The 21,305-nt window shown below is 70.2% G+C and carries 8 protein-coding genes; 3 read left to right on the top strand and 5 right to left on the bottom strand.

Going from position 1 to position 21,305, the window contains the following annotated elements:
• Positions 1-22 precede the first annotated feature (22 nt).
• Genes H0524_RS14145 through H0524_RS14135 form a run of 3 tightly spaced genes read left to right on the top strand, consistent with a single transcriptional unit; the run spans position 23 to position 13,970 of the window.
• The gene (locus H0524_RS14145; protein WP_180199044.1) at positions 23-6,400 is read left to right on the top strand and encodes a non-ribosomal peptide synthetase; all 6,378 of its coding nucleotides are present in this window, start codon (positions 23-25) and stop codon (positions 6,398-6,400) included.
• Positions 6,397-13,449, top strand: coding sequence for a non-ribosomal peptide synthetase (locus H0524_RS14140; RefSeq protein WP_180199043.1), 7,053 nt, complete (start codon positions 6,397-6,399; stop codon positions 13,447-13,449). The genes H0524_RS14145 and H0524_RS14140 overlap by 4 nt, the downstream gene beginning before the upstream one ends.
• A 5-nt stretch (positions 13,450-13,454) precedes the next feature.
• Complete coding sequence (locus tag H0524_RS14135) at positions 13,455-13,970, top strand: hypothetical protein (protein WP_180199042.1); 516 nt, start codon at positions 13,455-13,457, stop codon at positions 13,968-13,970.
• An 85-nt stretch (positions 13,971-14,055) separates the two neighbouring features.
• Here H0524_RS14135 and H0524_RS14130 read toward each other — a convergent pair whose 3' ends face one another.
• From H0524_RS14130 to H0524_RS14110, 5 genes are read right to left on the bottom strand one after another with little or no spacing between them, the layout of a single operon-like run.
• Entirely contained in the window at positions 14,056-16,266 is a 2,211-nt protein-coding gene (locus H0524_RS14130; RefSeq protein ID WP_180199041.1) for a lantibiotic dehydratase, read from the bottom strand.
• Positions 16,267-16,277: 11 nt separating this feature from the next.
• Complete coding sequence (locus tag H0524_RS14125) at positions 16,278-16,505, bottom strand: phosphopantetheine-binding protein (RefSeq protein ID WP_018726427.1); 228 nt, start codon at positions 16,503-16,505, stop codon at positions 16,278-16,280.
• Positions 16,486-17,463, bottom strand: coding sequence for a threonine/serine dehydratase (locus tag H0524_RS14120; protein ID WP_180199040.1), 978 nt, complete (start codon positions 17,461-17,463; stop codon positions 16,486-16,488). Before H0524_RS14120 ends, H0524_RS14125 begins: the two co-directional genes overlap by 20 nt.
• On the bottom strand, positions 17,463-18,935 hold the full coding sequence (locus tag H0524_RS14115) for an amino acid adenylation domain-containing protein (RefSeq protein ID WP_180199039.1): 1,473 nt from the start codon (positions 18,933-18,935) through the stop codon (positions 17,463-17,465). The genes H0524_RS14120 and H0524_RS14115 overlap by 1 nt, the downstream gene beginning before the upstream one ends.
• The gene (locus H0524_RS14110) at positions 18,932-21,304 is read right to left on the bottom strand and encodes a lantibiotic dehydratase (RefSeq protein ID WP_180199038.1); all 2,373 of its coding nucleotides are present in this window, start codon (positions 21,302-21,304) and stop codon (positions 18,932-18,934) included. Before H0524_RS14110 ends, H0524_RS14115 begins: the two co-directional genes overlap by 4 nt.
• Between the last annotated feature and the right edge of the window lies 1 nt (position 21,305).

Genomic DNA, 21,305 nt, shown 5'->3' with positions numbered 1-21,305 from the left:
CCCAGCACAGGGAGGCAGATCGATGGCAACCGGTGATGGCGGCATCTCGCTGTCGTTCACACAGGAGCAGCTGTGGTTCCTCGACCAGCTGCGATCCGGAGCTGCCACGGAGTACCTACTGCACGAGGCGTTTCAGGTACGGGGCCCCGTGGACGTCGACGCGCTCGCGACCGCGTTCACCCGGGTGTCCGAACGCCACGAGGTGCTGCGCACCCGGTACGAGACCGTGGACGACACCGCGCTTCAGGTGGTTGACGATCCGGCCGCCGTGCCGGTGGAGGTCATCGACCTGACCGGAGTGGCTGACGCCGACACCGAGCTACAGCGGATCCGGCTGGACCAGCGGACTCCGATCGACCTCCGCACCCAGCCGCCGTGGCGGGTGACGCTGGTCCGGCTCGACCGGTCCGACTCGGTGCTGCTGATCACGGTGCACCACATCGCCTTCGACGGCTGGTCCTGGGGCGTGCTGGCCCGCGAGCTCGGCGAGCTGTACGGGGAGCTCACCGGCGGTACCGCCGCGGGACTGGCCGAGCTGCCCGTTCAGTACGGCGACTACGCCGACTGGCAGCGCGAGTGGTGGGCCTCCGCCGAGGAGGTGCGAAGTAAACAGCTCGGCTACTGGCGGAACACGCTCGCCGGGCTGGCACCGCTGGACCTGCCGACCGATCGTCCCCGCCCCTCGCACTGGAACTCCGCCGGGGACAACTTCGACTTCACTGTTCCGGTTGCCGTCGCCAACGAGGTCACCCTGCTCGCGCGGACGGCCGGTGCCACCCCGTTCATGGTGTATCTGTCGGCGTTTCAGCTGCTCCTCGGACGCTACGCCGGTCAGCGCGACGTCGCCGTCGGGGTGTCGCTGGCAGGGCGCAACGACGTCCAGTTGGAGCCGCTCATCGGCGCGTTCGTCAACACCATCGTCCTACGGACGAATCTCGCCGGAGCACCGTCATTCGCGGAATTGCTGGCCCGCGTCCGGGAAACCACGCTGGATGCGTACGGCCACCAGGACGTCCCCTTCGACCGGGTGGTACACGATCTTGCCCCCGACCGGGACCCGTCGCGCAACCCGGTGTTCCAGGTGGGCTTCGCGATGCACAACGCCGAACGAATCCGGCTCAGCCTGCCCGGCCTGGAGGTGACGAAGCTGCCGGCCGCCTGGACCAACTCCGCATTCGACCTGTCACTCCACCTCTCCGAGCGGCCGGACGGGACCGTACACGCGCGCCTGATGTACGTCACCGCCCTGTTCGACCGGGCGCGGATCGAACGGATGGCCGCCAACTATCTGCGGCTGCTGTCCCACGCACTCGCGGAGCCCACCCGCCCGGTGACCCGCCTCAGCCTGGTGGCGGAGCCAGAGCTACACCACCTCCACGAGTGGAACCACACGAACGTACCCACGTCGCGGCTGCTCCTGCCCGAGCTATTCCTGGCGCAGGCCCGGCGTACTCCGGAGGCCGTCGCCGTAACCGGCGCGGACGGGGACCTGACCTACGCCGAACTAGCCGCCCGGGTCACCGCGCTGACCAGCTATCTGTTGTCCCGCGGGGTGACCACAGAAAGACCCGTCGGAGTTTCGCTGCATCCCGGCGCCGACCTGGTGACGACCCTACTGGCCGTGCTCGCCGCCGGCGGCGTGTACGTGCCGCTGCCACCCGAGCACCCCGCCGAGCGACTGGCGATGATGGTCGCCGACGCCGGCGTGGAACTCATCGTCACCAACTCCGCGCTACGGGACCAGTTGCCCACGGTGCAGCTCATCGCCCTCGATTCCGACCAGGCCCTGATCGCCTCGGCACCGACCGCCGTACCGCCGGTCATCCACCCCGGCAACGCCGCGTACGTGATGTACACCTCCGGGTCCACCGGGCGGCCCAAGGGGGTCACCATCACCCACGGCGGCATCCGCAACCGGGTGCTGTGGTCGGTTCACCGGTACGGGATGACCCCGGAAGACCGGGTACTGCAGAAGACCACGATCGGCTTCGACGCCTCCGTGTGGGAGTTCCTGTCACCGCTGGTATCCGGTGGGGCCGTGGTGACGCCACCAGCCGGCGTACACCGGGATCCCGCCGCGATGGTCGAGGCGGTCACCACCCACGGTGTGACAGTGTTGCAGCTCGTGCCGTCGGTGCTGCGTCTCCTGGTGGAGGTGCCCCACCTGGCAGACTGTTCCTCGCTGCGGCTGCTCTGCTCGGCAGGCGAACCCCTACCCATCGCCCTGTGCGAACGGCTACTCGACACCCTCGACGTCGAGATAATGAACACGTACGGCCCGACCGAGTGCGCGATCGACTCGACCGCGGCCTGGTTCCGCCGCGGCGAGCAGGGTGAGACCGTACCGATCGGCACCCCGCTGCAGAACATGCGCGCGTACGTCGTGGATGCCGCGGACGAGCTCGTGCCACTCGGGGTTCCGGGTGAGCTGTGTGTGTCGGGCGTCGGGCTGGCCCGCGGCTACGTGGGGCGTGGCGACCTGACCGCGGAACGGTTCCGTCCCAATCCGTACTCGCGGGTGCCCGGGGACCGCTGGTATCGCACCGGCGACCTGGTCCGTTGGCGCGACGACGGGGTCCTGGAGTTCGTCGGGCGGGTGGACGAGCAGGTCAAGATTCGGGGGGTACGGGTCGAACCAGCCGAGGTGGAGGCGGCCGTGCGCACCCACCCCGACGTGGGCGAGGCCGTGGTGACCGCGCGCCGTGGCGAGTTGGGCGACCTCGAACTGGTCGCCTACACCGTGCCGGCGAACGGCACCCCGGTTTCCCTGGAGGCGCTGGCCGCGCACCTCGCCGAGGTGTTGCCGGCTCCGATGATTCCCTCGAACCACGTCGGCCTCGACGTGTTGCCGTTGACCTCGAACGGCAAGGTCGACCGCGCGGCGCTACCGGAGCCCGGGACGCTACCCGCGTCCCCGACGGACGAACACGTCAGCCCCAGGACGCCCACCGAACGGGCGGTCGCGGCGTTGATGGAGGAAGTACTCGGCATCGAGCGGGTCGGGGCGGAGGACGACTTCTTCACCTACGGGCACTCGTTGCTCGCGATTCGGTTCGTGCTCAGGCTACGCCGCACCTTCGACATCGAACTGACCGTTGGCGATCTGTTCGCCGCACGCACCGTCGCCGCGGTCGCCGCACGCATCGACGTCGCCGCCGCCGACGGTCCGGTGATCCCACCGGTGCCCCGGGACGGGGTACTCCCCCTGTCCTTCGCGCAGCAGCGCATGTGGTTCCTCGACCAGCTCGAACCCGGCAGCGTCGAGTACCTCGTCCCGCTGGCGCTGCGGCTGCGGGGGCCGCTGGACACCGAGGCGCTCCGCCGTGCCATGGACGCCGTCGCCGCCCGGCACGAGATGCTGCGCACTCGTTACGTCAGTGCGGGTGACAGTCCGGTACAGGTGATCGATCCGCCCGGCCCGGTACGGTTCGAGGTGGTTGACCTGACCGGTGCATCCGACGCGGCGGTGCAGGCGCTCGTTGACCGTTCCTGCTCCCAGCCGTTCGACCTCTCCCAGGAGCGTCCGCTCCGGGTCACCGTGGTGCGCCGGGGGGCCGAGGACCACCTGGTCGCTGTCAGCCTGCACCACGTGGCCTTCGACGCCTGGTCGATGGACCTGTTCATGCGGGATCTACGGACCGCCTACGCGGCTGTCCGTGGTGGCGCTGACTCACCACTGGCACCCCCGACGGTGCAGTACGCCGACTTCGCCGCCTGGCAACGGAGCCGCGAGGCGGAGCTGGGTGACCAGCTCGACTACTGGCGGGAGCGGCTCACCGGCCTCGATCCGGTGGAGCTGACCACTGACCGGCCTCGGCCGGCGGTGCGCGACCCCCGTGGCGGCACCGTCTCCGTCGATGTGCCCGATGAGCTGGCGGCAGGCCTGCACGAGCTGGCCGGTCGGCACGGGGCCACCCTTTTCATGACGCTGCTTGCCGGATTCCAGGTCCTGCTGGCCCGCTACACCGGGCGAACCGACCTGGCCGTCGGAACGCCGGTCGCGGGCCGGACCCGGCCGGAGACCGAAGAACTTCTCGGTTTCTTCGTGAACACGCTCGTCCTGCGGCATGACCTGAGTGGCAACCCCACCTTCGTCGAACTGCTCGACCAGGTACGCCGCAGTTCCCTGGACGGGTTCGCCAACCAGGACGTGCCGTTCGAACACCTCGTGGACGCGCTCGCCGCCAACCGGGACCTGTCGCGCAACCCGCTGTTCCAGATCATGTTTGAGCTGGCCCACCTGGACCAGTTCCCGACCACCCTCGGTGAGGCCGCTATCGAGCCGGTGCACGCGGGGGTGCCGGTTGCCAAGTTCGACCTCACCCTGACGGTCAAGCAGCGTTCCAGGGGGCGGCTGCGCTGCACGTTCGAATACGCGACCGGCCTGTTCGACCGGTCGACGGTCGAGCGGCTCGCCGGCCACTACCTGAACCTGCTGACCGCGATCGTCGGTTCCCCCACGGCCCGGCTGAACGCGCTCCCCGTCCTGTCCGACGGCGAGCGCGACGTGCTGGTGCGGGAGTGGCCTGACCCGGCGTCCACCCGGCTGCCGCTGCTCGACCCGGTGGACGAGCGCCACCGGACGGTGCCCGAGCTGTTCGAGCGACAGGTCGAGCGGACGCCGGATGCCGTGGCCATGGTCTTCGGCGAGCAGGAGGTGACCTACCGCGAGCTCAACGAGCGCGCCAACCAGCTCGCCCACCACCTGCGGTCGCTGGGTGTCGGTCCAGAGGTCGTCGTCGCATCGTGCCTGGAACGCGGCCCCGACGCGGTGGTCGTACTGCTGGCCGCCCTCAAGTCGGGTGGGGTGTACGTCCCGTTCGACCCGGACCATCCCACCGAGCGACTGGACTTCATGCTCACCGACGCGGCGGCGCACCTGGTGGTGACCACCCGGGCCGGTGCCCAGCGGCTCGCGGGCCATCGGGTCGTGACCGTTGACGACGACCAGCTCGCGACCGCCCCGGCGACCGACCTGGAGAGCCCACCGAGGCCACACAACCTGGCCTATGTCATCTACACGTCGGGGTCCACGGGCCGCCCCAAGGGCGTGATGATCGAGCATCGTTCCTACGTCCACCACTGCCGAGTGATCAGCGACGCGTACGGCATCGGGCCGGACGATCGGGTGGTGCTGCTGTCCGCGCTGACGTTCGACGTGGCAATGGACCAGATCGCGGCGACTCTGCTCGCCGGCGCGACCGTGGTGGTCAGTGATCCGGTGTTCTGGACGCCGAGCGAACTGCCGGCCCGGCTCGCCGAGCACGGCGTAACAATCATGGAGATCACCCCCGCCTACTACCGGGAGCTACTTGAGGCCGATGTCGACAGGTTGACGGCGCTGCGGCTGATGAACGTCGGCAGTGACGTGGTGACGGTCGCCGACGCCCGCCGCTGGGCCGCGACCGGACTACCCGCCCGGTTCCTGTGCAACTACGGTCCGACGGAGGCGACCGTCACCTGCGTCCTACACCCGGTCACCGGGCTGGACGCCGACGAACGGGACGAGGCAGCGATGCCGATCGGGCGGCCGGTGGCCGGCACCCGCGGCTACGTGCTGGACGCCGGGCTGATGCCGGCACCCGTGGGGGTCCCCGGTGAGTTGTGCCTGGGCGGGATACGCCTGGCGCGCGGCTACCTCAACCGGCCGGAGCTGACCGCTGACCGCTTCGTCCCCGATCCGCACTCCGATGATCCCGGCGCGCGGCTGTACCGCACCGGCGACCTGGTGCGCTGGCGGCCGGACGGCACGATCGAGTTCATCGGCAGGATCGACCAACAGGTCAAGGTTCGGGGGTTCCGCATCGAACTGGGTGAGATCGAGGCAGCCCTGGCCGAGCACCCGGCAGTGCACGCGAGTGTCGTCACCGTCCGCGAGATCGGGCCGGGTGAGAAACAGCTCGTGGGATATGTGGTCCCCCGTGACCGCTCCCGGCCGGACATCGCGGAACTCCGGGCCCACCTGCGCGACCGGGTACCGGAGTACATGGTGCCGGCCCGCTGGGTCACGCTCGACGCGCTGCCGCTGACGCCGAGCAAGAAGGTCGACCGCAAGGCGCTACCCGCACCGTCGGCCCCCGACGGGGAGCGCACGTTGACCCCGCCGCGTGACGAGACGGAGGCAGCGCTCGCCGGGATCTGGGCAGAGGTGCTCGACGTGGAACAGGTCGGGGTCCATGACAACTTCTTCGAACTCGGCGGGCACTCGCTGCTGGCCACCCGGGTGCTGGCCCGGATTCGTACGGCGTTCGCCGTCGACCTGCCGCTGCGACGGCTGTTCGAGGCCATGACCGTCGCCGAACTCGCGATCGAGGTTGGCGTGGCGGTGGAGGCCGACGTCGCCCTGCTCACCGACACCGAGATCGAAGCCCTGCTCGCCGAAGAAGAAGGTGCACGATGACCAGGACAATCGACCGGGCGGCGCTGCGGACCGCGCTGCTGCGCAAGCGCCTGAGCGGACAGGCCGGCGCCTCCCCCGAAGGCGCCCTCACCCGGGTGTCCCGCGACGGTCACCTGCCACTCTCCTCTGCTCAGCGGCGACTCTGGATCCTCGACCGGCTACGACCGGGCAGCGCCGAGTACCTGATGACCACCGCTCTGCGCCTCCGCGGCCAGCTGTGCCGACCCGCGCTGCAGACGGCGTTGGACGGCTTGGTTGCCCGCCACGAGGTGCTGCGGACCCGTTACGTCGACGTCAACGGCGAACCGGCGCAGGTGATCGACGATCCGACCCCGGTCACGCTGCACCGCAGAGACGGCCTCGACGCACTCGACGCGGTGCTGTCCACCGAACTGCCCACCATCGACCTCGCCGCCGGTCCGGTCTTCCGGCCAACGTTGGTGTGCCTCGGCGAGGACGACCACGCGCTGGTGCTGACCCTGCACCACATCGCCGGTGACGCCTGGTCGGAAGAGGTGATGGTGCGCGAGCTGGGAGAGCGGTACGTGGCCGCGTCTGCCGGCCGGGAACCGGAGCTCGCCGAACTGCCCGTCCAGTACGTGGACTTCGCCGGGTGGCAGCGGGACCGCTCCTCCGGGCAGGCGCTGGCCGGTGATCTGGCGTACTGGCGGGAGCGGCTCGCCGGGCTGAACCCCCTGGAGCTGCCGACCGACCGGCCCCGCCCACCGGTACGGGACGGGGCGGGCGCGCTGGTGCAGGTCGACGTGTCGGCCCCGATCGCCACCCGGTTCGGGCGGCTCGCCCGCGACCACGGGGTCACCCCCTTCACGGCGTTCCTGGCGGCGTTCAAGGTGCTTCTCACCCGCTACACCGGTCAGACCGACATCACTGTGGGCACCCCGGTGGCCGGCCGGGCACGGCCGGAGACCCAGGACCTGGTGGGCCTGTTCCTCAACACCCTGGCGCTGCGGACCGACCTGTCCGGTTCGCCGTCCTTTCGCGACGTTCTGGATCGGGTTCGGGAAACCGTCCTGGACGGGCAGTCGCACCAGGAGCTGCCCTTTGAACAGATCGTTGATGAGCTTGCCCCGGTCCGGGACCCGTCACGCAGCCCGCTCTTCTCGACGATGTTCTTGATGACCGATCGGGTCACCGAGGCGCACTCCTTCGGGGACCTGGCGGTGACGGCCCTGCCGGTCGGCGAGGTCGCGGCGAAGTTTGACCTGACGTTGTCGGTGATCGAGCGCGCCAACGGCACGCTCGGGGTGGGGGTGAACTACGCGACCGCGCTCTTTGAGCCGGAGACCATGAGCCGGTTGGCGGGGCACTACGCCCACCTGCTCGAGTCGATCGTGTCGGGCCCGGACACACCGGTCCGCCGGCTGGCGTTGCTGTCGGCGGCGGAGCGGAAGCAGGTGGTCACCAGCTGGAACGACACCGCCGTCGACCAGCCCGGCGCCACCCTGCCGGGGCTCATCGCGGACCAGGTGCGGCGCACCCCGCAGCGCGAGGCCGTCCGGTTCGACGGCAGTTCGCTGACGTACGCCGAGTTGGCTGCCCGGTCGAACCAACTCGCCCACCACCTGCGCTCACTCGGCGTCGGTCCGGAGTCGGTCGTCGGCGTCTGCCTGCCCCGGAGTCTGGAGTTGGTCGTCGCGCTGCTGGCCGTGCAGAAGGCCGGCGGGGCCTACCTGCCGCTCGACCCCGATCACCCGGCGGAGCGCCTGCGCTATCTGCGGGAGGACTCCGGCGCCACCGCGATGATCGATACCGACACGTTCGCCGCTCTCGCCGGCTGTCCGACGGTGGACCCGGGGGTAGCGGTCCGCCCCGAACACCCGGCGTACGTGATCTACACCTCCGGATCCACCGGACGCCCCAAGGGAGTCGTGGTGGAACACCGGGGCATCGTCAACCGGCTGCGCTGGATGCAGCACGCCTACGGGCTTGCCGCGACCGACCGCGTGTTGCAGAAGACTCCGGCCAGCTTCGACGTCTCCGTCTGGGAGCTCTTCTGGCCGCTGATCACGGGCGCCACCCTGGTCGTCGCCCGGCCGGACGGGCACCGCGACCCCGCCTACCTGGCCCGTTTGATCGACAGCGAGCGCATCACCACCCTGCATTTCGTTCCCTCGATGCTGCGCGCGTTCCTTACCGAACCCTTCGCCGGGCTGCCGTCGCTACGCCGCGTGATCTGCAGCGGTGAGGCACTCACCTCCGACCTCGTCGCCGCCGTGCACGACCGGATCGGCTGCGAGCTACACAACCTCTACGGGCCCACCGAGGCCTCCGTAGACGTCACCGCAACGCGGTGTCGTCCTGGTGAGCCGGTCACGATCGGCACCCCCATCGCGAACACCCGCGCCTACATCCTGGACCAGGATCTGCAGCCCGTTCCGGTCGGCGTCCCGGGCGAGTTGATGCTGGCCGGTGTTCAGCTCGCCCGCGGCTACCTGCACCGGCCTGCCCTGACCGCCGACCGGTTCGTGCCGGACCCCTTCACCCCGGGAGGAAGGCTGTACCGCACGGGTGACCTCGCCCGGCACCGGCCCGACGGCCAGATCGACTACCTGGGCCGACTCGACCACCAAGTGAAGATCAACGGAATTCGGGTGGAGTTGGGGGAGGTGGAGCACGCCCTGACCGAGAACCCGGCCGTCCGCGCCGCCGCCGTCACCGTCGACGACGGGCAACTCGTCGCCCACCTGGTCAGCGACGCCGACCTGGCGACGCTGCCCGACTTCCTCCGGGCGCAACTACCCGAGGCCATGATCCCCACACACTGGCTCACGTACCCGGCGCTACCGCTGACCACCAGCGGAAAAGTCGACCGCAACGCCCTGTCGGCTCCCGACCGCAGCCGGACCACGACTGGCGGGTACGTCGCGCCACGTACCCCGCTCGAACACATGATCGCCGGCGCGATCGCCGATGCGCTGAACATCGACAGCGTCGGTATCGAGGACCGGTTCTTCGCCATCGGCGGGGACTCCATGCGGGCGATCCGGGTGGTCGGAGCCCTCCGTGCGGCCGGCGTCGAGCTGGCCGTGCATGACCTGTTCACCCACCAGACCGTCGCCGGACTCGCCGGACTCGCCGGAGCGGCAAGTCCGGAGGACACCCTCGTCGAACGGTTCGCCCAACTGTCCGAGGCCGACCGACAGCTACTGCCGGACGGCCTGGTTGACGCCTATCCGCTCGCCGAGACCCAGGCCGGCATGGTCTACGAGATGTTGGCCGCCCCCGACCGCACCGTCTACCTCAACGTCTCCTGCTACCGGGTACACGACGAACTGCCGTTCGACCTGAACACCCTGCGCGCCGCGACCGAGATCCTGGTGGGCCGGCACGAGATTCTGCGCACCTCATTCGACCTCTCCACCTACTCCGAGACGATGCAACTGGTGCACGCCACGGCCGAGTTGCCCGTGGCCCACACCAACCTCACCGGTCTCGCCTCGCACGCTCAGCGCGCCGCGGTCGACGAGTGGCTCGTGGCCGAACGGGGGCGTCCGTTCGACATCGCCCAGCCGCCGTTGCTGCGCTACCACGTACACGAGATCAGTGCGGACGAGTGGTGGCTCACCCACACCGAGTGCCACGCCATCCTCGACGGATGGAGCCACACGTCCGTGGTCAACGAACTCGTCTCGATCTACCGGAGGCTCCGTACCGGCCACCAGCCCGACCTCGCGCCTCCACCGGAGGTCCGCTTCGCCGACTTCGTCGCCGCCGAGAAACGTGCTCTGGCGACCAGCGCCGACCACGGGTTCTGGGCCACGGCGATCGGCCGCTACGACAAGCTGGAACTGCCGGACGGTTGGGCCAGCGAACGACGGGACGACAAAGCCACGATCATCGACGTGCCGTGGGCCGACCTCGCGCCCGGCCTGCGTCGACTCGCCGCGTCCGCCGGGGCGTCGATGAAAAGCGTGCTGCATGCCGCCCACCTGAAAGCGATCAGCATCGTCACCGGCAGGCGTCAGTTCTTCGGGGGCCTGGTCTGCAACGGTCGTCCGGAGGTGCTGCGCGGCGACGAGGTTTTCGGCATGTACCTGAACACGGTGCCCTTCGCCGCCGACGTGACCGCCGCGACCTGGCGCGACCTTGTCGCCGACGTGTTCGCCGGCGAGGCGGAACTGTGGCCGCACCGCCGCTACCCGATGCCCGCCATGCGCCGGGAGTGGAGTCCCGGCAGTCCGCTGATCGACGTCGCCTTCGGATACCTCGATTTCCACGTCCTGGACTGGGAGGCCGACACGGTCGGCATGATCGATGACTTCAGCCCGAGCGAGCTGCCGCTGGAGGTGTGGACCTTTCCCGGCCTGCTGCGCCTGGGCGGGCGGCCGAGCCGGATCGGTCGCGAGAACCTGGAACTACTCGGCAGAACCTACCGGCGGGTGCTCGAGGCGATGTCCCTCGATCCCGATGCCAGCACCGACGTCACGCTCGCCCCCGTCGACCACGACCACGCCCTGCACCTCGGCGGGGACAGCACCCGCGACTACCCCACCGGGGAGTTGGTGCACCAGCTCGTCGAGCACCAGGCAACCGCCACTCCCGACGCGGTCGCGGTGCGCCAGGCCGACCACACGCTCACCTACGCCGAGCTGGACGCCACCGCCAACCGGCTCGCACACCGCCTGCGGGCACTCGGTGCCGGCCCCGGCACGCTCGTGGGCCTGTTCCTCACGCGCGGCCCGGATCTGGTCGTCGGCATGCTCGCCACGCTCCGGGCGGGAGCGGCGTTCCTACCGCTGGACCCCGCCTACCCCGCCGACCGACTCCGCTACCTGATCACTGACGCCGAGGTCGGGCTGCTGCTCACCGAGCCGGACCTACCGCTTCCGACCGGGGTCACGGCCGCCGTCGAGATCGTCGCTGACCATCCGGACCTGCCCTCCGCCCGGCCGGCGGTGGCGCCCAGCCTGGAAGATCTGGCGTACGTTATCTACACCTCCGGATCGACCGGCCGTCCCAAGGGGGTGGGGGTGCCGCACCGAGGTGCGCTGAACCTCCGGCACGCCCAACGGGAGCACCTCGACGTTCGCCCCGGTGACCGGGTGCTGCAGTTCGCCTCACCGAGCTTTGACGCGTCGGTGTGGGAGCTGTTGATGTCGCTGACCAACGGCGCCGAACTGGTGCTGCCACCCCGTGGTACCGACCCTGGTGACCTACGCCAGCAGGCAGGGCTGGTGACACACATGACGTTGCCGCCGTCGCTGCTGGAACGGCTCTCGCCGGAGGACTTTCCCCACCTCCGGGTACTGGTGTCAGCCGGTGAGGCGTGCCCCGTCGACCAGGCCGCACGGTGGAGTGGGCGGACCCGGTTCATCAACGCCTACGGGCCGACCGAAACGTCGGTGTGCGCGACGCTGACCGAGGTGGCGCCGACGGTGACCGCCCCGCCGTCGATCGGCAGCACGATCGGTGGCGTCTCCGCCTACGTGCTCGACCCCGATCTGCGTCCACTGGCGGTGGGCGTCCGCGGCGAGCTGTACGTCGGCGGAGCCGGACTTGCCCGGGGCTACCTGGGGCGTCCCGGGCTGACCGCCGAACGGTTCGTGCCGAACCCGTACGGACCCGTCGGCGCACGCATGTACCGGACCGGGGACGTGGTGTCCCGTAACCATGACGGCACGATCCAGTACCACGGCCGAACCGACCACCAGGTGAAGGTACGCGGCCACCGGATCGAGCTGGGCGAGATCGAAGCGGCATTGAGCGGGCACCCGGCGGTCGCGTCGGCGGTCGCCGCCGTACACCGCTCCGGCACCACCGACGCCGCCCTGGTCGCCTACACCCGTGCCGTTGACGTACCGCCGACCCCGGCGGAGCTCCGGGAGTACCTGCGTGCCTGCCTGCCCGGTCACCTCCTGCCCACGCACTGGATCGCGGTCGAGGACTTCGCCCTGACCCCTGCCGGCAAGGTGGATCGGGCAGTACTGCCCGGACCGGACGGCTCCCGGCCCGAGCTGGACTCGGCGTACGTCGCGCCGTCGGACGAGACCGAGCGGGCGCTGGCCGCGGCGTGGCGCGAGGCGTTGGGGGTGGACCGGGTCGGAGTGCACGACGACTTCTTCGAACTGGGCGGCCATTCGCTGGCGATGATGCGGGTGATCGCGACGCTACGGGCCCGCGACGGCATCGAGCTGACGTTCCGGTCGTTCATCACGCACCGTACGATCGCCGCTCTCGCCACGACGGTCACGGACGAGCCGGCTGGCAAGGCGATGATGTGGCTGCGCCGGAGCGGCTCGGCCACCCCGCTGTTCTGCGTGCACCCCGGCGGCGGCAGCGCGCACTGGTACCTACGGCTGGTACCCCACCTGACGCCCGACATCCCGGTCGCGGCTTTCGAGTGGCCGGCGACGCACAACGAGGTTCCGACCGCGGAGCAGATGGCCGAGCGCTACCTGGCCGAGCTGCGGGCCGCCCAGCCGCGGGGTCCGTACCGGTTGTTCAGCTGGTGTGGCGGCAGCAGCATTGCCACCGAGATGGCGCGGCGCTTGACCGAGGCCGGTGAGACGGTCACGTTTATGCTGCTCGACCCCGGCCTCGACGCCCACACTCGGGCCGAGGGCTGGCAGGAGCTGAACTACATTCGGCGGCTGGAGACGCTGGTCGAGCAGATCGTGGCCGACCCCCGGGCCGACACCGCCGAGCGTCGCACCGAGATCCTCGCCCTCCTTGAGCATCTGGTCGACGACGTGGATCCGGCGGTCGGGATCACCCTGCCGGCCCGGGGCGTCGGCGACGTCTGGCCGAGGTCGGTCCGGATCTGGCGCGAGGTGATGGAGCTCGACCTCGCCTACCGTCACACCCCGTACTCGGGACAGCTGCACCTGATCGTGAGCGACGAACTCGAGCGGGGCGAGCACGAGGTGGCGGCCGGTCAGGCGTTCGACGGGTACGTGGCACGGTGGCGCGAGTTGACGGAGGGGGGCGTGACCGTGCACCGGGTACCGGGCGACCACTTCGGCGTGATGAAACCGCCGCACGTCGCGGATCTGGGCGCGCTGCTCGGCCGCCTGACCGACCGGAGGTGAGCCTGATGGAGCGGGCGGTGGTGTGGGAGGTGTACACCTCCCACACGGAATCGACGGTGACGGTCGGCGGGCTGTCGACCTGTTCCGCTGCACTGGCGCGGGTGTTCGCGGCAGTGGCGAGACTGGGTGTCGAACCGACGACGGTCGCCGGTTCCGGGGCCGGGGTGACGTTGGTGGTCCCCCGGCCCCGGGGGCAGGCCGTAGCCGCCTCCCTGGCCGCCGCGGGCACTCCGGTTCAGCTGTCGAACGCGGTGGCGCGGGTCGGCGTTCGGGGCATCGGTCTGCGCGCGGATTCCGCGGTCGCGGCGACGTTCTGCCAAGCGGTGGTCGCGGCTGGCGTAACGCTGGCCGCCGTCTCCGTCGAGTCGACCGACATCAGCGTCATGTGCCCGGAGCACCGGGCGGAGGCCGCGGCCGGGGCGCTGGCGAAGACCTTCGGCACCGTCACCCACGACATCGGGCGGGACCTCGACCCCCGGCGTGGACCGACGCTGGTCGTCGCGGGTGGCGGCCCGCTCTGACCGTCGGCCGGTCCACCGCTGACCTGTTTCACGGACGGAAGACTCAGCCGTGCGGGTGGAAAACTCCGCGGACGCGGCGGTGGGCTCAGGAGTTGTCCACCGCCACGAACCTCAGCTCGGCCGTGTAGCGCTCGCCCTGGTCGTCCAGCAACCAGGTTTGCTCTGGTGTCGGCAGCATCTCCGTGATCACCAGCCGTGCCTCCGGGTCGCCCTGGCGGTGCAGCCGTCGTGCTGACTTGGCCAGGATGTTCACGTACACGGGAGAGTCGAAGTCGACGAAGAACGGCCGCGGTTCCGTCGGCGACACGACGAAGACGAAGCGGGGAAGCTCGGCCTGCTCGCGCCACCGTCGGGCCCGTACGAACCGTCTCGCCTCGCTCTTCTCCTCGATGAACGGCAGCGCCGCCGTCGGGAAGCGCCAGGACTCCCGTGCCACCACCATCCGGTCCATCGTCACCCGGGGAGTGTGGTCGGCCTCTGGTATCAGGCGGAACATATCCATCACCAGCGTCGTCAGCACGTGGGAGAAGACGTCCACAATGCCGAACTCGGCGCCGTCGGGCAGGACCGCCACCAGGCGGTTGCCCTGCGCACGCACCGTGACGTCCGCGCTCCGTACCGTCCGGGGCCGCGCCGGATCCGCGGTCTGGTCGACCAACGCCACGTAGTAGTCCTCCGGCCGCACCAGCGTGTGTCGAATCCGCGCCGACAACCTCGCTCGGTGTTCCTTGGGCAACAACGGCAGCAGCCTCGGTTCCGGGTGGTCCCGCGCGGTCTGCGCCAGCAGCGACTCCGGCTCCGGATGCTGGTTGACAAACAGCGAGGCGCCCAGCGTGTTGGTCGCCACGTGTAGCTCGCCCAGGACTAGTTCTCCCCCGGGAGACACCAACACGTCGGGGCTGAGATACCGGGCAGCCGTCCAGCCTCCGTCCGCCGCGGCGAAGGCCTCTCGTACCGCTCCCGCGATCTCCGCGGCGTCGACCTGGACCCGGGAACCGGTCAGCGGCGGCAGCACCGACCGCCACCGACGCCGGAACTCCTCCTGGACCTGGACGGCGATTCCCGCGGCCTCACCATGCAGTACCGGCATACACGCGAACCAGAATGTCGCCAGATCCGTCGGGCCGTCGAACACCTCCCGCACCCGCGCCATCACCCGCTCGGCGACGGTCGACGTGAGCCACCGACCCGCGGTCAGTAGGAGATTGAGCGGCGCCAACGCGTCGAGCAGGTCAGCGCCGAGCCGCACCCGCGCGGATCGCCGGGCGTCGGAGTAGACCAGCGTCCGGCACGGCGCGGTTTTGGCGTTCTTCTCCCGGACGGCGGTCTCGTCGGTCAACGTCACGAACTGGGACTCCAGGTCGGTCAGGGCCGCCTTCAGCTCCTCGGGTCCGGCCGCGGCCGCTACCCGGGAACGCCCGTGTACGAGTACCTCCAACAGCTCCGCCGCCCGACCACCGGGTGCGCCGACCGACTCCAGCCAGTGCCGCATCCACTTCTCGGGACGCGCGTCCGCCGGGACGTCCAGTCGCCACAGAACGATGCGACGGCGTACCAGTTCCTCCAGTTGCTCGGCCGGGCCGACCTCACGGGCCGGTCGAACCCCGTCGCAGCGGGACAGCAGTTCGATCAGCTCCGGCGGCAGCACCTGCGGCGGACGCCCGGGCACGAGCACCGAGTTGTGGTTGACCCGTACGAACGGCACCAGCCGGGGGGCGATCCACGGCCGCAGCTCGGGGTCCGCGTTGACCAGTCGGGCCACCGCGTCAACCGCCCAGCTGGCGAAGTACACCTCGGACGACTCGACGAGTCCCACGCCCGAGGTCACGGCGATCCCCGAGGTGGATTTGTCCCAGTGTCCCCAGCCCACCGGGCCGAAGAAGCCGATGGTGTCGTTCTTGACGCAGAACCGCTGCCAGTAGTGGGCGACGAGTTCCTCGCGCTGCCGCGGCATGCTGGTCCGGCCCGCCGCGCTCGGCGTCCAGGCCAGGAACGGTGCGATGCCCGAGCGGAGCAGGGGCCGATTCTGCCAGGCCACCGCGGTTTGGAACGCCGGCAGCGCCGCGACTCGCTGCAGCTCGGACGCGGTGGCCACCGCCGCGTCCGCGTAGAGCTCCTCGAAGGCCGTCCAGGCCGCGCCGGACAACGCCTCGTCCGCACTGAACGTGTCGGCGGCCTCCCCCAACCCGGCCGGTGCGAGGCGTAACACGCCGGAGGCCGGGAAGCCCGGACCACGGAGCGCGAACTGGGACCAGAGCCGCCAGTTCCCGCCGAGGGGTACCGATGTGTCGTCCACAGTCGTCGCTCCTAGAAGTCAGCGGCGACGACCTCGGCGAGGTCGGCCGGCGACGGGTAGGCGAACACGAGCGCGACGGGAACCTCGATGTCCAGCGTCGCCTGGAGTCGCGCGGTGATCTGGAAGGCGGTCAACGAATCACCACCGGCCTCGAAGAAGTCACTGTTCGCGTCAAGCGTCTCGTCATGCAGCGTCTCCCGGTAAATCGATACGATAAGTTCAGCCGCGTCGATGGTCATCGTCATTGTGCTTCCTCTCATCGAATGTCCGCGGCGCCGCGGACAGCACCTCGGATGTGTTGCCGCCCGACACCACCGCCACCGCGTGACCACCACACCCAGCCTGCATCGCTCCGGCCAGCGCGACCGCCCCACTCGGCTCAGCGGCGACTCCGGCCGCCCGCAACGCGCCCAGCGCATGGACGATGGCGTCGTCGGTCACGCCAATCAACTCGTCTACTCGACGGCGAATGATCGGCAGTGGCACGGCCCCCGGCCGCTGGCCACGTAATCCATCGGCGATCGTGGACGACGGCGGCAGCTCGACCGGTCCACCCGCGGCGATGGAGATCGCGTAGCGGCGGGTGTGTACCGGCTCCACGCCGACCACCCGCACCGGGTGGTCGAACGCGTCAACGGCCAGACACACCCCGGCCAGGAGTCCACCTCCGCCGGTCGGGACGAAGATCGTGGTGACGTCGGGGGCGTCCTCGGCCACCTCAAGGCCGACGGTGCCGGCTCCGGCCACCACAAGCTCATGATCAGATGAGGGCAGGTACACCGCGCCGGTCCGGTCCGCGATCGACCGCGCCCGCCGCTCCCGCTCCGCCACGCCGCCCTCGATGTGCACCACCCGGGCACCTCGAGCACGGATCGCCCGCGCCTTGGCCTCGCTGGTGCCGGCGGCCATGACCACGGTCACCGGGACATCGCACGCAGCGCCGATCGTGGCGACGGCGATACCGTGATTGCCCGACGATCCGGTGACCACCGCGGCCGGCCGCAACACCACCATCGCATTCGCCGCACCACGCAGCTTGAACGACCCACCGTGCTGGCGATGCTCGCCCTTGACCAGCAGGTTCGAACCGAGTGCCAGCAACGGGGTATGCCGCACCAGCCCGGAAATCCGCTCCGCCGCCACCCGTACGTCGGCAATCCCCAACCCGGACCGCGTGGCGCTCCCGATGGTGGTCATCACGGTCCCGCTGTCAGTGCGCGGTGATCGACCTTGCCACTGGCCGTGGTCGGCAGGCGTGCGATCCGGGTGAACCTGCGGGGCAGCATGTACGGCGGCAGCGTCGCCGCCAGACCCGCACGGAGCGCCGCGTCGGTCACCTCGGCCAGTTCACCGACGACGTGGGCGACCAGGAACACCCGGCCACGGTCATCGGTGGCCGCCGTTACCGCCGCACCATCGACCGCGGGGTGGTTGAGCAGCGCACCCTCGATCTCGGCCGGATCCACCCGGTAGCCGCGAATTTTGATCTGCCGGTCCACCCGGCCCAGATATTCGAGGACGCCGCCACGGAGACGGGCCAGGTCTCCGGTGCGGTACATGCGGTTGCCGGGACCGTTGAACGGGTCGGGCACGAACCTCTCGGCGGTGAGATCCGGGCGGCCACCGTAGCCCCGGGTGACACCGATCCCACCAACCCACATCTGACCAACGGCACCAGCCGGCACCGGGTTCAGATCATCGTCGAGCACATAGACGGTCACTCCCTCGATCGGCGTGCCGACAAGGTCCATCGTGGTGTCCGGGTCAGGGGGCACCACAAAACGGGTTGAGGTCATCGTGGCCTCGGTCGGGCCGTACTGGTTGACCAACCGGCCACGCAACCGCTCCCGGCCCCCGGCGGTCAGGAACGGCCGTAGGGATTCACCACTCGACACGGTCAGCCGTAGCGACGGCACGTCGTGGCCGAAGCCGAAGGTGAGAAAGGTGGGCGTGGCGCTGAGGATGGTGTCCACTCCGAAGTCCCGTACGGTCGCGATGAACTCGTCGACACGCAGGAGCGCCGAGCGGGCGACCAGCACCAGTTGACTGCCGGCCATGAGCGGAGCGAACGTGTCGCGGATCGAGGCGTCGTAACCGAGCGGGGCGAGCTGCAGGACGACCGTCTCCGTACCGAGGTCGTAGTCGCGTACGACGCACCTCAGATAGTTGTCCAACCCACGGTGCTCCACCAGCACCGCGTTGGGCGTACCGGTGGACCCGGAGGTGTGGCTGACATAGGCCAGCGACCGCGTGGCTATGGGCGGCAGGCGGACCGCCGCACCGGGGTCCGGTTCGTCGGTGTGCACCCGGAGGCCGCCGAACGCCAGGTCGAGCTGCCCGGCCAACGCCGACGTGGTGACCAGGCACCGAGCCTGCCCACTGCGGATCATGGTCGCCAGCCGGGGGCCGGGCAGCTCGACGTCGAGGGTGAGGAAGGCCGCACCAGCTCGCAGGGCGGCAGCCATGGCGATGACGGCCTCCGGTCCACGGTCGACCGCGATCGCGCACACCTGTTCCGGGCCGACCCCCCGGGCGACCAGCACCCGGGCGAGCCGGTCGACACGAGCGACGAGTTCGCCGTAGGTGACGACCGTGTCCGGGGTGACGATCGCGGGTGCGGCGGGGCGGTGTCGGCCCTGGGCCACCAGCTGGTCGAGGAACGTGGTCACCGGCTACCCCCGACCGTGGCGGCCACCGCATCCGTGGCCGACACCGTTTCGGTCGCCGGCGTCGTTTCGGTCGCCGACACCGTCTGGTCGACGGCGACGAACCGGAGCTCAGCGGTGTAGCGGTCGCCGGCGTCGTCGGTGAGCCAGGCCTGCTCGGGGGTGGGTAGCATCTCGGTGACGGTGAACCGGGCCTCGGGATCCTTGCGGCCAAGCCGACGGATGGCCTTGGCGAGGATGTTCACGTACACGGGGCTGTCGAAGTCAACGTAGAACGGCCGTGGCTCGGTCGGCATCACCACAAACACGAACCGGGGCAGCCCCAGCTCCGCCCGCCACCCCCGAGCGTGGACAAATCTACGGGCCTCACTCTTTTCGTGGGCGAACCGCACGTCAGCGGCCGGAACGCGCCAGGACTCGCGGGCGACGACGGTCCGATCGATGGTGATCCGCGGCGCGTGCGGGGAGTCGCCACGCAGTGTGAACCGGTCCATCACCCGGTTGGTCAGCGCGTTGCCGAAAACGTCGAGAACGTCGAACTCCGCACCGTCGGGCAGTACCAGAACCAGGCGACCGGCGTGCTCCTCGACTCGGATGTCCGCAGCCAGGACGTTGCGGGGACGGCTCGGGTCGCCCGTGTGGTCCACCAGTGCCACGACGTAGTCCTCGGGCCGCACCAGGGCCGGCCGGCTCCGGGCCGACCAGCGCGGCGGTTGTTCCTTGGGCAGCATCGGCATCAGGCGCGGACCGGGAAAGTCCCGGCTGGTTTCGGCCAACAGCGAGTCGACGTCCGGGTGCTGCATGACGAACAGGGAGGCGCCGACAGTGTTCATCGCGACGTGGAGCTCGCCCAGCACCAGTTCGAACTCGCCGCGGTCGACCGCCTCCGGGTCCTCGGCGCACACCAGCAGGTCCGGGCTGACATAGCGGGCGATGTTCCAGCCATTTCCGGGCTCGGCGAACAGCTCGTACACCCGACCGGCGATGTCGGCGGAACGAAGCTGCACCCGTCGGGTCCCGGCCGGCGCGTCGACGAGCTCGGCCCACCGTGCACGGAGTTCGGCCTGCACCGCCGCGACGTCGGCCGCGGACTCCGGGTGCGGCACCGGCAGGCAGGCGAACCAGAGCGCACCGAGATCAACACTGCCGTGTTCGTCACGCAGCCGCTCGTAGGCTGCGCGGATTCGGGCACCGACCCGGTCGGCGAACCGGTTGGTCATCCAACGGGCAGCGGTGAGGAAGAGCCCGAGCGGGGTCAGCTCGTCCCGGATCGCGGCGCCGATCGTCGCGGTCGCCGAACGACGGGCATCCCCGTACAGCAGTGATCGGCACGGTGCGACGCGGGCGCCCTTCGCCCTGGTGGCGGCCTGCTCGGTCACCGTGGCGAAATCGGTCTCCAGATCGGCGAGCGCACCAGCCAGCGCGTCGGCGTCCATTCCGGCCGCGTGTACCCGGTCCCGGGCGCGTTCGACGACGGCGAGCTTCGCGAGGGCGCGGGCACGAACCGGGTCGTCGGTGACCCGCTCCACCGCCGAGCGCAGCCATCGCTCCGGGTGGGCGCTGGTCGGCACCTCGAGCCGCCGTACGATCCAGCGGCGCCGGAGCAGCTCGGTCAGTGCCTCCTCGATGGCCGACACCGGCACGGTCAACAGCTCCGCGATCTCGGCGGCAGTGCGCACCCCGTCACACCGGTCCAGAACGTCACCGTGGAAGCGGAGGATCTGCTGAGGGGGGCGGCCTGGCATGGTGACGGTGTGACCGACGCGGCGTACGAACGACAGCCTGCGGGGTGGGACCCACGGCCGTACGGCGGAGTCTGTCTCGATCGCGCGGGCTACGTGGTCGATCGCCCAACTGGAGAAGTAGACCCGTGCAGCGTCGACGAGCCCGGTGCCGGGTTCAACCACGATTCCACGGGTCGAGAGATCCCACCGTCCCCAGCCCACCGGGCCGAAGAAGCCGATGGTGTCGTTCTTGACGCAGAACCGCTGCCAGTAGTGGGCGACGAGTTCCTCGCGCTGCCGCGGCATGCTGGTCCGGCCCGCGGCGCTCGGCGTCCAGGCGAGGAAGGGGGTGATGCCGGAGTCCAGCAACTGCCGGTTCTGCCAGGCCAGGGCCGCCCGGAACATCGGCAGCGCGGCGATCCGCTGTAGCTCCTGCGCGGTCGCTACCATCGCCTCGTCGAAGTCCCGTTCGAACGCCGCCCATTCCGCCCCGGAGGGGACGGTGCCGGCGTCGAACGTGTCGGCGTGCTCAGCCAGGCCGGCGGGGGCCAACGCCAGCACTCCGGCAGCGGGAAATCCCGGCCCCCGTAGCGCGAACTGGCTCCACAGCCGCCACCCCCCGACGGGTAACTCGACGTGCTCGGACATC

The sequence above is a fragment of the Salinispora sp. H7-4 genome (assembly GCF_013416675.1).
GTDB classification, from domain to species: Bacteria; Actinomycetota; Actinomycetes; order Mycobacteriales; family Micromonosporaceae; genus Micromonospora; species Micromonospora vitiensis.
Note: the sequence above shows the minus strand (reverse complement) of the source record. Positions and strands in the feature narration are given on the sequence as shown.